Below are 12,824 nucleotides of genomic sequence, written 5' to 3'. Positions count from 1 at the left end.
ACGGCGACTGGCGCGAGCAACTCCTGCTGCGGGAGGACGTCGAGGCGAAGCGGGGCGACTGCCTGGTCGGGGTCGGGCCCCGGTGCCCGGTGTCGTCGCGCCGCTTCGGGGTGCCTGGCGCCTCAGGTGATCACACGCCGATGGACTGGTACTCGGTGTAGGCGCTCAGGCCGGCCGGACCGTACTCGCGGCCGAAGCCACTGGCCTTGAAGCCGCCGAACGGGGCGCGCATGTCGCGGGGCGCGCCGTTGACGGTGAACGTGCCGGTGCGGATACGGCGCGCCACCTCAAGGCCGTACTCCGGGTCGGCGGTCCACACGCCGCCGGACAGGCCGTAGGGGGAGTCGTTGGCGATGGCGACGGCCTCGTCCTCGGTGTCGAACGGGATGACCGCCAGGACCGGGCCGAAGATCTCCTCTTGGGCGATCTTCATGGAGTTGGTGACGTCGGCGAAGAGGGTGGGGCGTACGTAGAAGCCCTTCTCCAGGCCCGGGGCGTCCGGTGCGCCGGGGCCGCCGGACACCAGGCGGGCGCCTTCGGCGATGCCGGCCTCGATGTAGGAATGGACGCGCTGCTGCTGCGCCTTCTTGACCATGGGGCCGATCCAGGTGGCCGGGTCCGAGGGGTCGCCCACGGTGACGCTCTGCATCATGGCGGCGATCGCGTCGACGACCTCGTCGTAGCGGCTGCGCGGGGCCAGGATGCGGGTGTGGGCGATGCATGCCTCGCCGTTGTTGCCCAGCGACAGGCCTTTCAGGCCCGCCGCGACCTGGGGCACGTCCGCGTCCGGCAGGACGATGGAGGCGGACTTGCCGCCGAGTTCCAGGCTGACGCGTTTGAACTGCTCACCGGCGACGGCGGCGATGCGGCGCCCGGCCGTGGTGGAGCCTGTGAAGGAGACCTTGTCGACGCCGGGATGGGCGATCAGGTATTCGCTGACCCGGCGGTCGGCGGGCAGCACGCTGATCACGCCCTCGGGGAAGCCCGCCTCGACCAGGATCTCGGCGAGCCGCAGGCCGTCGACTGCCGTCTCGGGTGACGGCTTGAGGATGACCGTGCAGCCTGCCAGCAGCGCGGGAATGATCTTGACCAGGGCGGACTGGTGCGGTGCGTTCCAGGGGATCACCGCGGCGACGACCCCGACGGGGGCGCGGCGCACCACGGTGCGGTGGGCGCCCCGTGCGGGTAGCTCGGCCTCCCAGTCGAAGCCGGCCGCGATGTCGATGAAGTCGTTGCTCTGGTATTTCAGGCTGCGCTGCAGCCGGCTGGTGAACCAGATCGCCGAGCCGTTCTCCGAGGTGATGAGTGCGGCCAGCTCGTCGGCACGCGCGGAGTGCAGCTCGTTGAACCGCGCGACCACCCGCTGACGCTCCTGGGGCGCCAGCCGCGGCCAGGGGCCGTGGTCGAAGGCCGCGCGGGCCGCTGCCACGGCGCGGTCGACGTCGGCGAACGAGGCCTCCGGCACGACGCCCACCAGGGACTGGTCGTGCGGGGAGCGGACCTGCACAGCGCCGGAGGCGGCGGGGGCAGTCCAGACCCCGCCCACCAGCAGCTTGTCGAAAGTGATCACGATGTCCTCCCGAATCCGGTCCGGCCCAGTTAGCCGAACGCCGTTCTCTTAACCTCTTCGACCGTAACAGAATGCTGTTCTCTTATGTAGGCCGGTCGCTATCCTGGACTGAACGTGACAGCGAGCGACGCGACCGAGGCAGGCGGAGAGAGCGGCATGAAGGAGTCCACGCAAGGGTTCATCCGCGCACGCAGCCCTGAGAACCGGGAGTTGCGCAGGCAGTCGATCCTGGACGCGGCCGAGCGACTGCTGGACAAGGCGCAGGTCGCCGACATCACCCTGCGCGACGTCGGCCGACAGGCGGGGATCGCCACCTCGAACGTGCTGCGGTACTTCGAGAACCGCGAGGCGGTCTTCCTGGAACTCCTCAATCGGGAGTACGGCGCCTGGCTGGACGCACTCCCGGCAGAACTGGCGCCCGCTGACGACGACGGATCGGGGACGGCGTCGCCGGTGCGCGACTTCGCCGACGCCTACGCCGCCTCACTCGTCGCCCGGCCGGTGATGTGCGAGCTGGCGAGCGTGCTGGCCGGCGTATTGGAACGTGCGGTCTCGGTGGAGACGGTCCGCGCCTACAAGCGCCGGGCGCTCGCCAACAACGACCGGCTCGCCGGCATCATCCACGCCCGCATGCCCGAACTGGACCAGGCGGCCGCGAAGGAGTTGGCCTCGGCGACCATCGTGCTCATCGCCGGGCTGTGGCCGCTGGCCCATCCCGGCCCCACCGTCGTCGCGGCCGTGGAGGACCCCGCGCTGCTCGCCGCCCACGTCGATTTCCCCGCCCGGTACAGCCGCATGATCGAGCTGCTCGCCGGCTCACTGCAGTACCCCGCCGCCCCCTGATTCGAACGAGGAGGTGCTGCGGCGACCGCTTCCACAACGCCGCCCACGCCGGCCACCGCCGCCGCGCGCGGCGCCTCGGTCCGACGGCGCACGCCGCCTCGGTGACGAGCGCGCCGGGGCACACGGAGTCGGCGAAGAACCCGCCGGCACTCTGGCCGCGCCAGGTACGGGATCACCTGCGGGCCGTGAGCGAGGCCGCGCGCGGCGAGGGCCGATCCACTTCTGTCCGAGCCCGGGGCCGGGCACCTGGGACCCCGGACCGGGAAGGGTGGAAACTGGCCGTACGGGCGGCCCGGGAAGGGTGGGAACTGGTTGTACGGGCGGCCCGGGCTGGTGTCGTAACTTGCCCAACTCGTACGGGCCTTCGCGTGCACGGTCGAGACGCCTGCCATGATCGTCGTCATGGGGATACGCATTGCACCGGCCGCGGTGGCAGACTTCCACCAAGTCCTGACTGATCACTCCCGTTACTGGGGCGAACGCGACCTCCGGTCGCTGCACCTGCTGGCGCTGGTGCAGGAGTTCGGTTCCACCTGCTTGGTTGCCCGAGCCGAGGATGGAATCAGGGGGTACATCTTCGGGTTCGTCACCCCGGACGGCACCGGGTACGTGCATCTGATCGCCACGCGGGACGACGCCCGTGGCACCGGTCTCGGGCGTCGTCTGTATGCGGCGTTCGCCGAAGCAGTGGAACGTCACGGTGCACGGCAGTTGAAGGCGATCACGTCGATCGAGAACACCGGATCAATCGCCTTCCATCGCAGCCTCGGCTTCGACATGAAGATCGTCGACGACTACAACGGCCCTGGCCGGGCCATGGCCGTCTTCCATCGCGATGTGCCGCTCAACGTCTCGATCAGCCGCCACTGGTAATCGCCGGACGGGCATTCACTCCTGATCGCGGTAGGTACCACCTCACGCGACACCATGTCCGCGAACCAGTCGAAGCGTTCCTCCTGGGGCACCGCACTCGACGACACCACTGACCACACCTGCTGCCCCCTTCGCTCTGATCTTCTGCCAGGGACAGGATGCGGGGACGGGTCCTGGCGGACGAATGGATTTCCGGATAACGGCTTTGAGCCGACATCGGGGATACGGAGTGGAGTGCGACCGGGCACGGCCGGCCGATCAGAGGCACCGGGCGGTCCGGGCTCCGTGGGCCGGGCCGGGCCGTGCTCAGGTCATCCCGACGTCGGCCAGGCAGTCCCCCGCCGACGTGACCGCGAGGGCCACGTCCAGCAGAACCTTGCCCGGATCGTGCACCGCTCGCGACTTCCGCCACGGCGCCAAGGCCGCCGATATCGCCTGATCCAACCCGGTCTTGCGGGCGGGCCGTGCCTCAGGTGCGAACCGGGGTCCGCCCAGGTGCGAACCGGGGCCGGTCAGGGTGATTGCGGATGGGTAACCGCGCCTGCTCCCAGCAGAGTTGATCGTGTCACCAAGGCCCGTCAACGCCGCTCTGGAGGGACCTCGATGCGTAAACGCCTTGCCCTCACCGCCCTTGCCCTGGCCACCGCTGTCACCGCCGGCCTGGCGGCACCCGCGACCGCCGCCAGGCCGGATCCCGTGCAACAGGGACTGGAGACGTTGCTGCGCTCCGCCGGCGCACCCGGTGCGCCGGCGAGCGTGATGGACCGCAACGGGAACTTCCGTACCTGTACCGCGGGCGAAGGGGACCGGGACACTCACGCGAAGGTGCCCCGGGACGGTCAGGTGCGGATCGGCAGCGTCACCAAGACGTTCACCGCGGTGGTCGTGCTGCAACTGGTCGGCGAAGGGAAGATCGGCCTGGACGCCCCGGTGGACACCTATCTGCCGGACCTCGTCCATGGGAAGGGGGCGAGGAAGCCATGAAAGCGGCCCTGTGCTCCTGAACCGCACCCCCTGACCGACAAGGGCACTCGCGCCCCATGGCCCTCCGCCTCTTTGCCGAACGCGGTTTCACGAACGGCTGCACCGTGGCTCGCCGGCAGCACTGGCCGCGGTGCAGCGTGCCTGGCGGCTCACTGATGCAGTCAGAGGCGGAGGGCAGCGATCGTCACAGTGCCGTGAAAGACGTAGGCCCGCTCGTCGAAGCGGGTCGCCACGGCTCGAAGTGATTTGAGGGCATCGAACCGTGAGGGTGGATCTCGCCACGGGACGCCGGTCCGCAGCCGGAGGAGAATCCCATCGACCACCGTCCGTCCGCTGTCCTCTCGCGGCGGGTTGCAGTCGCGGCGACGAAGGATTGCGGTGATCCTGGCAGGGGAGCGTGGCCGGCCTCGCACGGGCAGCGTGCGTCGGTGACCGCGCTGTACAGGAAGGCGACGGCCATGGCAGCGATGCCGGACAAGACACGGCTGGGGCGCGGTGAGCCCGACAGCGAAAAGGTCAGCGGCCCGTCCATGTTCGCCGGGGCCGCGCTGATGCTCAGCGGGCCACTCAGCATTCTTATGGGCGCCTCCGGCATCGCAAAGGACACCTTGTTCTCCTCCTCGTCCCACTACGCCTACCGGTTCGGCCTCACCGCTTGGGGCGTGATTCACCTCGTGGTCGGAGTGGCGCTCGTTGTTGCCGGCCTGGGAGTCTTGGCAAACAAGAGCTGGGGTCGCGGGGCCGGCGCAGCAGTAGCGGGGATCAGCCTGATCACCCAGTTCATGTTCGTTCCGTACTACCCGGCGTGGGCCATCCCGATGATGACACTCGACCTCGTGATCGTGTTTGCGCTGACGAGGTTCCATATCGAGACCAGTGGCGGTCGGTGAAACCGGAGCAGGACCATTGCGGTGGAAACCTCGGCGGACGAGACCATGTGCGCTCGTGTCGAGACCGAGGCTGAAAACAGGGACTTGCCCCACGGGATGAGATGACTTCTTGGCCTTCGCCGCCGAGCAGCGCCGCCGCGAACCGGCGCTGCTGCGGCTGGCGGGTGCCGCGCCCCGGCAGGTGCGGCGCATGGTGCTTGGCGAGGCAAGGCGAGGCAAGGCGAGGCAAGGCGAGGCCGGTCGGCGTGGCTGCGGCCGTCGTCCGGCTCGGCCGTCATCCTGGTCCGGGCCTCGCTGATCCGGCCGATCGAGGTGCTGCGCGAGAGCGTGGTGGAGTGCCCTGGAACGGCGTCGATCCTGCTGCTGCCGGTCCCCCGGCTGCTGATCGGCCCGCCGCGTGGCGCCGTCGAGAGGAGCAGGTCGTTCACCTTCGCACGCGAAGCGTCGGGAAACCGGAGGGGCGGGAAGCCGGCGAGCGTGGCGGAGCCGCCGCCGCACTTCTACCCGTGGGAATTGCCCGCGGCGGCGAGTGCGCGTTCGGCTCCGGCGGCGAGGGCGGCGACGATGTCACCGGCCGACTCGACCGAGGTGATGAGGTCCAGTCCCTCGCCCGCCCAGACCGGCACGGCGTCGAGGTCACCGCGGGCGGCGGCGTCGCGATAGGTCTGCTGGGCCGTGGTGTCGTGGTCGAGCTCGTCCTCGCGGCCGCGCCAGCGGTCCAGGAACGCGTTGGGCAGGGTTCGGGCGGTGTAGCGGCGGGGCCACGGCGCCCCTCGGGCGATGTCCAGGACTCTGCTCCGTTCGGTGTCACCCCCGCGGCCGTCGACGAGGGCTTTGGCGACCTGCGCGGGGACGAGCGCTTCGAGGCTCGCCTGGAAGCGGGTACCCACCAGGGCGCCGGCTGCCCCCAGTGCCAGAGCAGCGGCCACACCGCGCCCGTCGGAGATACCCCCCGCGGCAAGCACCGGGGTCGGCGAGACCAGGTCGGCCACCGCCGGCACGAAGGGCAGCGTGGCGCGCGATCCACCGTGTCCGCCCGCCTCGCTGCCCTGGGCGACGATCACGTCGGCGCCGGCGTCACGCGCACGCCTGGCCTCGTCCAGATCGGTGACCTGCACGATCAACGTGACGTCCGCGTCACGGACTTGGCGGGCGAAAGGGGTGGCGGCCCGCCTCGCCATGTGTGCTCGGTGTCGGTGTCGAGGAGTGCGGACTGTGTGTGCTCGGTGTCGAGGGGGCCTGGCCATGTGTGCTCGGTCTCGGTGTCGAGGAGGCCGGGCCGTGCGCGCTCGGTACCGAGGGGGCCGGGCCGTGTGTGCTCGGTGCCGCACGGCCCTGACCGGCCGCTTCCGCCGAGCCGCGATCCGTCTCCGGGGCGCGCAGCGCGGCCAGTTCCGGACCGGCCGTGGCCCGTACGTCGTTGTCGCAGGCCACCGGGAGACCGGTGCGGTCCGCGAGGCCGGTGCCCAGTGCGGTGCCGGCCCAGCCCAGGATGGAGTCGGTGGCGCTGGTGACCATGCCGGTACGGGGATCGACGACCCCGGCCGCCGCAATGCCGAGAGCCGTGGCCAGCCGCCCCGGATCGACGGCGGCGGCCGCTTCGGCGAGTGCGTCCAGCACGGCGGCCGCGCCGTTCAGCGCCGGGGTGGGCCGGGTGTGCCGGGCAAGGACGGTGCCGTCGGCGTCGAAGAGCGCCGCGGCGATCTTCGTACCGCCGAGATCGAGACCGATCACCGCGGCAGCCGTGCCGGTGCGGGCACTCCGTGGAAGCCCTCCGTGGACGGCGTCCACCCACGTCACCGGGGCGCGTCGGCCATGGACCGGGGCGACGCCGGCCTCCCTTCCGGCACCGTCGGCCGTCGGCTGCGAGGGGGCGTTCATCGGACGGGCGGCAGACCGGCGGCGCGCAGGCGCCGGGAAACCAGGGCGATGGACTCGGCACTCAGCTGGATCTGCGGGAAGGCGGTGCCACCGCAATCGATGACGCCGAGCAGCTGGAGCGCCGCCTTGAACGAGCCGAGCGCCGAGGAGCTGCGGCCCATGTCCGCCTCCGGCCCGACGTCGACCATGGCGAACAGCTCGACGAGCCGCTCCTGCTCCTTCGCGGCCAGCTCCCAGTTTCCGGCCCGCGCGGCGTCGTACAGCCGGACATATCCGGCCGGGTCGACGTTGCCGATGCCCGGTACGACACCGTCGACACCGGCCAACAGGGCAGCGTCCACGGTGAGTTCGGATCCCGTGAGCACGCTGAACCGCGGTGCGGGACCGGCCTTGCGGCCCTCGCGGCCACCCAGCTCCACCAGCAGTCGGCGCAGTCCGCCCTCGTCTCCGCTGCTGTCCTTGAGGCCGGCCAGCGTGCCGTCCTCGGCCAGCTCGCGCACCAGCGCGGCGGAGAGCTTGCTGTGCACGGCGACCGGGATGTCGTACGCGAACAGCGGCAGGTCGACCGCCGCGCGCAGCCGCCGGAAGTGCTGGGCGATCTCTTTGCCGTGGGTGCGGGTGTAGAACGGCGCGGTCGCCACCAGGGCGTCCGCGCCCAGTGCGGCGGCGGACCTGGCGTGCTCGACGACGCGTGCGGTGGTGGTGTCGATGACACCGGCGAGCACCGGAACCCTGCCGTCGGTCACATTGACCACGGTTTCCAGCGCCGTGGCGCGCTGCCCGTCGGTGAGGTACGCGACCTCGCTGGTGGAGCCGAGCGCGAACAGGCCGTGCACGCCACCGCCGATGAGGTGCTCGACGAGGCGGGTGAGGGACGGGGTGTCGACCTCCCCCTGGGAGTCGAGCGGGGTGCAGACCGGCGGGACGACGCCGCGCAGCGGTGCGGTCAGAGGCATGGTGAGGGCTCCAGCTTGGTTGATGCGCCGATCCGCGCGCTGGGACGGCTGCACGGATCAAGACGTGAGACGTAAGATGTCCTATGTCTGACCTCACCTTAAACAGATGCTCCTGCGACCGGTCAAGGGGCAATGGCACCTCAGGAGGACGTTGTGGCGCGCCCCACCATGGCTCAGGACATAGAGCGCCGACTCAAGGAACTGATCCTGGAACGCAGACTCGCCCCCGGTGACGCGCTGCCCACCGAGGCGGAGCTGATGGAGCTCTTCGGGGTCGGCCGGGTGTCGGTGCGCGAGGCACTGAAGGCGCTCCAGGCCGTCAATGTCGTGGAGATCCGCCGCGGCTTCGGCACCTTCGTCGGGTCGCTCTCCCTGTCACCCTTCGCCGAGGGGCTCGCCTTCCGGGCCGCTGTCCGGCACCGGCAGGGCGAGCCTGGGCTCTTCGAGCTGATGAAGGTGCGGGAGGCGCTGGAGGCGGGTCTGGTCGGCGCCGTCACGGCCGGCATCCCGGACGAGGACCTCGAAGTGCTGCGCGGCCTCGTCGCGACGATGGAGGCCGAGGCCCGCGACGGCGGCCGTGTGGTGCGCGGCACCGACCGCGCCTTCCATCTCGCGCTCTACGCCTCGCTCGACAACCACCTGCTCAGCGAGGTGCTGGACGCATTCTGGGCGGCCATGGACCGGGTGCGCGAAGACCTCGACGACGGCCATCAGGACCCCGTGACGACCTGCGCCCAGCACCGCGAGATCGTCGAGGCGGTCGCGGCCGCCGACGGAGACCGCGCGGTGCGGGCCATGCGTACCCACTTCGACGGCATCCGCACCCGCCTCGAACCGGGTCCGGCCCTGTGACCGGGCACGCGACGGGCTGAGGGGAGGCGGGGCCGGGGCTCCGGGCCCTCCGGTCAACCCGGTCCGCCCCGCCCCGCAACGCCCCGTCCTGCCCCGCTCCGCCCCAGCCCGTCCTGCCCGGCCCCGACCAGCTCTCCGGAGGCGAGCGCCAGCGCGTCGCCCTGGCCCGCGCGCTCTTCCGCTCCCCGAAACTCCTGCTGGTCGACGAGCCGACCGTGGCCGTCGACCGTTCTCAGGCGGGCGAGCCGGCCGCCCTCCTCGCCGAACGCACCCGCCGGGACAACTGCGTCACGGTCGTCGCCACCCACGACCCGGCCGTGGTGGAGGCTGCCGACCGGATCGTGGACACGACCCGGCTGACCGCCGTCGCTGCTCCGCCCGCGCCCGGCCACTGAAAGGGCCGCCGACAGGACTTGTCACCGGCTACTGAAAGGGCCGCCGACGGGACTCGTCACCGGCCGTTTAAAGGGAGGTATCGGAACACGTCACCGGTCACTGAAAGGGGGCAACAGGCCAGGCCCCGTCACCGGCCGTTGAAAGGAGGCAACAGGCCCCGTCACCGTCGATGCATGCTGCCGTACAGGTAGCTCCTGGCGCCGTTCAACGTGCCGCGGCTCCACGCGTCCACGTCGGCGGGCCCCATCGCCGGCCAGTCGGGCGTGCACTCCACCAGCTCGCGCCCCAGCCTGCGGCCCAGCTCCACCAGGCGGGCCCCCTCGGCGGAGCGCTCGTCGGCGTACCGGGCCAGCGCCTCGGCCGCCGACGAGGAGCCGCGCAGTGCCCGCTCCAGACACAGCGCGTCCCCCAGCGCCTTGACCGCGCCGCTGGCGGTGTGCGGTCTGGTGACGCTCGCCGCGTCGCCCGCCAGCAGGAACGGCGGCTCGGCGGCCCGGGGGACGACGAAATCGGCGACCGGATGGAGCGCCTGGGCGGCGTGCTCACCACGGGCGACGATGTCGGCCCACTCCGCCGGGAAGTGCTCCTCGGCGATGTACCGCACATACGCGGTGGAGACCGGGACCTGAGACTCCGTCGGCTTCGGGGGAAATCCGTAGATGGCGTAGGCCAGCAGCCGCGATCCGGGAACGGTCCCCGGAATCAGGTAGAAGACGCCGTGTCCGCCCGGGAACCCCAGCGTGATCCAGGAACTCCGCAGGAGTTCCAGCGGCTTCGGATGGTCGCGGAGCGCGCTCAGCGGAATCGTGCCCCGCCACACCAGGTATCCGGCGGGCACCGGCCGGACGTTTGGTGCGATCAGACCGCGGGTGACGGACCGGTGCCCGTCCGCCCCGACGACGATGTCGTACTCCTGCTCCCCGTCCTCGGTACGGATCAGAGCACGGCCGGAGGGGGTCGGGCCGACGGAGTCGACGGGCAGCCCGCGGCGGTAGACGCTTTCCCCGACGTTCGCGCGCAACGCCCGCCACAACAGGCCCCAGTTGCACGATGTCACCGGGGCTTCCTGCCGGGCCAGCTCACGCGACGACCGCCCACCGGACACCCGGGTGAGCCAGATACGGGTGGCCACGGGCGTGGTCGGCATGTCCGGCCCCAGGTAGCCGCCCGTCACCAGTTCCCGGTGCAGCGACGGCGGGATGACGATGCCGAACCCCCGGTCCTGCAACGCGGCGCCGCTGCGCTCGTGGACGGTGACGTCCGCCCCGGCCCTGGCTCCCGCGATCGCTGCGGCGCAGCCGGCGATGCTGCCGCCGACCACCCCGATGCGTAACCCTGTCACTGCCACGGTGCTACCACCTGTTCTCGGCTCCGGGAGGTACTGACCGTCCTCATCGTCGCACCGGGCACCCGGTCCGGTGCCGGAAGGAGACGCACCGTGCTCCGCTCCCCGGGGTACGAGGCGCTCCGCTCCCGGGGCACGCGGCGCCTCCCGGGGCGCGCCGCACCTCCGGGAGGCACACGGCACCCCCGGAGGTCCGGGCCGGTCACGGAGTCACGGTCACCGTCCTGCTGCCGGACGCTTGCAGCCCGCCCGTCCGGTACCTGGCGGTGAGAGTGGCGTTCCCCGATGTTCCGGCCGCCACGGTGACCGGGACCTTGACGTTCGCTCCCTGGCCCGGGTTCATCGCGGGGACGGGCACCTGCTCGGCCGTCCAGCCGGCCGGCACGGTCAGATCGACCGTGCCCGGCCCGCGCCGCACGTCCATCCGGTTGACGACGCGGACCGTCACCTCCGTGCTCGTGCCCGCCCTCAGGGCCGTGGGCGGGGTGATCGTGAGGTCAGCGCAGGTGCCGCCCAGCCACTTCAGGTCGAAGGACGCGTAGGTGATGTGCTGGTAGTCGGCACGTTCGTAGAGCAGTCCGAGGCGCCCGTCGGGCAGCCGGGTGAGCGTCGAGTAGGCGGCGGTGCCCGGGTCGACGACCTTCCTGATCGGCCAGGTCCTTCCGTTGTCGCAGGACATCTTCACCGTGAGGTTCCGCCGTGCCGCCGGGTCCTCGGTGTTGCTGAACAGCAGCCACGACGACTGCGGATTCGACGGCGGGGCATCGGGGTTGTACCGCATCACCGAGGCGTTGTCCGCCGGGTCGGTGAGTTGCGTGTCCTGGACGAACGGGGTGTAGTCGACCCCGCCGTCGGTGGAGTACGCGATCGTCCGGTACGGCTTGGAACGGTTGTTGAGCATCACCCTGCCGTCCGAGAGCTCCACGGTCTTGTTCTCGTCGCCGCCGGGACCGACCGGGTTGCCCATTTTCCAGGTCTCGCCGTGGTCGTCGCTGTAGGCGCTGGCCGCGTAGTTGGCGCCGTTGATGCGGACGGCGTACTGCTGGATCAGCCGGCCCCTGTACGCGCCGTGCCGCACCTGGATGCCCTCGCCGGAGGCCGCGAACATGCCCGCCCAGGCAGGGTCCTTGATCTGCTTGGTGATACGGCGACGGGCCCAGGTCAGCCCGTCGTCGTCGGAGTAGCTGTAGTCGGCCTGGATGATGTCCGGATCGGCCTCGTCGTTGCCGGTGCCCGAGCCGAAGAAACCCTGGTTCACGGAGGCCGCGTAGAAGAGGAAGATCCGGCCGGTCACGCGGTCGACGAGCAGGCTGGGGTCGCCGTATCCCTTGGGGGCGGCATCCTTGCGGATCACCTGCTGCGGCTGCCATGTCACACCTCCGTCAGTGCTGCGGCGCAGCATGACGGAGATGTTGCTCGGAAGGTCACCGAGGGTCGGGCGGGCGTCGTAGGCCGCGAGGACCGTGCCCTTGACCGAGGTCGTGAGTGCCGGGATGCGGCAGTGGGGCGAACCCACTCCGTCGACGGTGAGGTCCTGGGAGGTCAGCTCGCCGGGTGCGGGGGAGGCGCTGTGCGCGGTGCCGGTCGCGGTGGCCACCAGCAGGGCGGCGCAGAGCAGGGCGACAGAGACGTTTCGCTGCATGGACGATCTCTCTTCTCGGAAGGGACGGTGTGCTTCTCGGAAGGGGGGAGATTCGGGGAAAAGACCCGGCAAGGAGCCCGGGGAAGGAGCCGGGAGCGGGTCGTGGGGAAGGAGCCCGGGAGGGAGCCGCAAGCGGGTCGCGGAGAAGAAGCCGGAGAAGAAGCCCGGGAGGGAGCCGGGAGCGGGTAGCGGAGAGGAGGCCAGGGGGCTACGGGACGCGCAGCGCGCAGACCCGGCTGCCGATGTCGAAGAGCCGCAGATCTTTGATCATTTTCGGTGCGAGGCGGTGATGGACCCGTTCGTTGGGGTGGAGCCCCTCATTGAGCAGGGAGAGCGGAACCTGCCCGCCGTTGCCGCTCAGCCAGTCGTCGTAGTGGTCGACGAATACGGCGTCCTGCTGCGCCGCGACCGCGCCCATGACCTGTGCGTACCGGGAAGACCCCACGCGACCGGGCCACTTCGCCGGATCGACCGGGTTGGGCGACTGGAGCAGCGAAACCGGCGAGGGGCAGTTGGATCGGAGGCGCTGAACAGGGTCATCGCCTCGTTGTGACTGGTCGTGCGGAAGGTGACGACGATGGTCCCCGCGGCG

General features: G+C 70.9%; 11 protein-coding genes and 3 pseudogenes. 6 read left to right on the top strand and 8 right to left on the bottom strand.

Going from position 1 to position 12,824, the window contains the following annotated elements:
- Positions 1-130 precede the first annotated feature (130 nt).
- On the bottom strand, positions 131-1,570 hold the full coding sequence (locus tag ACIOMQ_RS10400; RefSeq protein ID WP_402188565.1) for an aldehyde dehydrogenase: 1,440 nt from the start codon (positions 1,568-1,570) through the stop codon (positions 131-133).
- Positions 1,571-1,684: 114 nt separating this feature from the next.
- On the opposite strand from ACIOMQ_RS10400, the gene ACIOMQ_RS10395 reads away from it, so the two are divergent.
- Positions 1,685-2,413, top strand: coding sequence for a TetR family transcriptional regulator (locus ACIOMQ_RS10395; protein ID WP_401936430.1), 729 nt, complete (start codon positions 1,685-1,687; stop codon positions 2,411-2,413).
- Between the two features lie 390 nt (positions 2,414-2,803).
- Positions 2,804-3,286, top strand: a complete 483-nt coding sequence (locus tag ACIOMQ_RS10390) for a GNAT family N-acetyltransferase (RefSeq protein WP_362197749.1) — start codon at positions 2,804-2,806, stop codon at positions 3,284-3,286.
- A gap of 312 nt (positions 3,287-3,598) precedes the next feature.
- On the opposite strand, the pseudogene ACIOMQ_RS10385 reads toward ACIOMQ_RS10390, so the two are convergent.
- Positions 3,599-3,745, bottom strand: a pseudogene (locus ACIOMQ_RS10385) (IS1380 family transposase); the annotation flags it as partial.
- A 144-nt stretch (positions 3,746-3,889) separates the two neighbouring features.
- Between ACIOMQ_RS10385 and ACIOMQ_RS10380 the strand changes: the two are divergent.
- Together ACIOMQ_RS10380 and ACIOMQ_RS10375 are read left to right on the top strand one after the other, a co-directional pair.
- Entirely contained in the window at positions 3,890-4,270 is a 381-nt protein-coding gene (locus ACIOMQ_RS10380) for a serine hydrolase domain-containing protein (protein ID WP_402188563.1), read from the top strand.
- A gap of 428 nt (positions 4,271-4,698) precedes the next feature.
- Positions 4,699-5,160 (top strand): hypothetical protein, encoded by a 462-nt coding sequence (locus ACIOMQ_RS10375; RefSeq protein WP_362197746.1) that lies wholly within the window; start codon positions 4,699-4,701, stop codon positions 5,158-5,160.
- 500 nt (positions 5,161-5,660) lie between these two features.
- Here the strand turns inward: ACIOMQ_RS10375 and ACIOMQ_RS10370 are convergent, their stop codons facing one another.
- From ACIOMQ_RS10370 to ACIOMQ_RS10360, 3 genes and pseudogenes are all read right to left on the bottom strand, one after another.
- Positions 5,661-6,407: an NAD(P)H-dependent flavin oxidoreductase gene (locus ACIOMQ_RS10370; protein WP_402188561.1), complete on the bottom strand. Its 747-nt coding sequence runs from the start codon at positions 6,405-6,407 to the stop codon at positions 5,661-5,663.
- Between the two features lie 120 nt (positions 6,408-6,527).
- Positions 6,528-6,951 (bottom strand): annotated as a pseudogene (locus ACIOMQ_RS10365) (ROK family protein); the annotation flags it as partial.
- 86 nt (positions 6,952-7,037) lie between these two features.
- On the bottom strand, positions 7,038-7,997 hold the full coding sequence (locus ACIOMQ_RS10360) for a dihydrodipicolinate synthase family protein (RefSeq protein WP_401263699.1): 960 nt from the start codon (positions 7,995-7,997) through the stop codon (positions 7,038-7,040).
- A gap of 153 nt (positions 7,998-8,150) precedes the next feature.
- Here ACIOMQ_RS10360 and ACIOMQ_RS10355 point away from each other — a divergent pair, with 153 nt between their 5' ends.
- Both ACIOMQ_RS10355 and ACIOMQ_RS10350 read left to right on the top strand, forming a co-directional pair.
- Complete coding sequence (locus tag ACIOMQ_RS10355) at positions 8,151-8,849, top strand: FadR/GntR family transcriptional regulator (protein WP_401263700.1); 699 nt, start codon at positions 8,151-8,153, stop codon at positions 8,847-8,849.
- A 122-nt stretch (positions 8,850-8,971) separates the two neighbouring features.
- Positions 8,972-9,244 (top strand): annotated as a pseudogene (locus tag ACIOMQ_RS10350) (ATP-binding cassette domain-containing protein); the annotation flags it as partial.
- A gap of 161 nt (positions 9,245-9,405) precedes the next feature.
- Here ACIOMQ_RS10350 and ACIOMQ_RS10345 read toward each other — a convergent pair.
- The 3 genes from ACIOMQ_RS10345 to ACIOMQ_RS10335 form a co-directional block, all read right to left on the bottom strand.
- Entirely contained in the window at positions 9,406-10,587 is a 1,182-nt protein-coding gene (locus ACIOMQ_RS10345; RefSeq protein WP_401986535.1) for an FAD-dependent monooxygenase, read from the bottom strand.
- Positions 10,588-10,792: 205 nt separating this feature from the next.
- A complete protein-coding gene (locus ACIOMQ_RS10340; RefSeq protein ID WP_402188558.1) occupies positions 10,793-12,232 on the bottom strand; it encodes an exo-alpha-sialidase in 1,440 nt (479 codons plus the stop codon).
- Between the two features lie 208 nt (positions 12,233-12,440).
- Positions 12,441-12,650: a hypothetical protein gene (locus tag ACIOMQ_RS10335; protein ID WP_401263703.1), complete on the bottom strand. Its 210-nt coding sequence runs from the start codon at positions 12,648-12,650 to the stop codon at positions 12,441-12,443.
- Positions 12,651-12,824 lie beyond the last annotated feature (174 nt).

It is taken from the genome of Streptomyces sp. NPDC087845 (genome assembly GCF_044742755.1).
Lineage (GTDB): Bacteria > Actinomycetota > Actinomycetes > Streptomycetales > Streptomycetaceae > Streptomyces.
The sequence above is the reverse complement of the archived record's forward strand: the minus strand, read 5'-3'. Positions and strand labels throughout refer to the sequence as shown.

What these genes read in the sequence shown, in the direction of transcription:
- ACIOMQ_RS10390 (WP_362197749.1), top strand. Translation starts at nt 2,804, where the DNA reads ATGATCGTCGTCATGGGGATACGCATTGCACCGGCCGCGGTGGCAGAC.
- ACIOMQ_RS10380 (WP_402188563.1), top strand. Translation starts at nt 3,890, where the DNA reads ATGCGTAAACGCCTTGCCCTCACCGCCCTTGCCCTGGCCACCGCTGTC.
- ACIOMQ_RS10370 (WP_402188561.1), bottom strand. Translation starts at nt 6,407, where the DNA reads ATGGCCAGGCCCCCTCGACACCGAGCACACACAGTCCGCACTCCTCGA.
- ACIOMQ_RS10360 (WP_401263699.1), bottom strand. Translation starts at nt 7,997, where the DNA reads ATGCCTCTGACCGCACCGCTGCGCGGCGTCGTCCCGCCGGTCTGCACC.
- ACIOMQ_RS10340 (WP_402188558.1), bottom strand. Translation starts at nt 12,232, where the DNA reads ATGCAGCGAAACGTCTCTGTCGCCCTGCTCTGCGCCGCCCTGCTGGTG.
- ACIOMQ_RS10335 (WP_401263703.1), bottom strand. Translation starts at nt 12,650, where the DNA reads ATGGGCGCGGTCGCGGCGCAGCAGGACGCCGTATTCGTCGACCACTAC.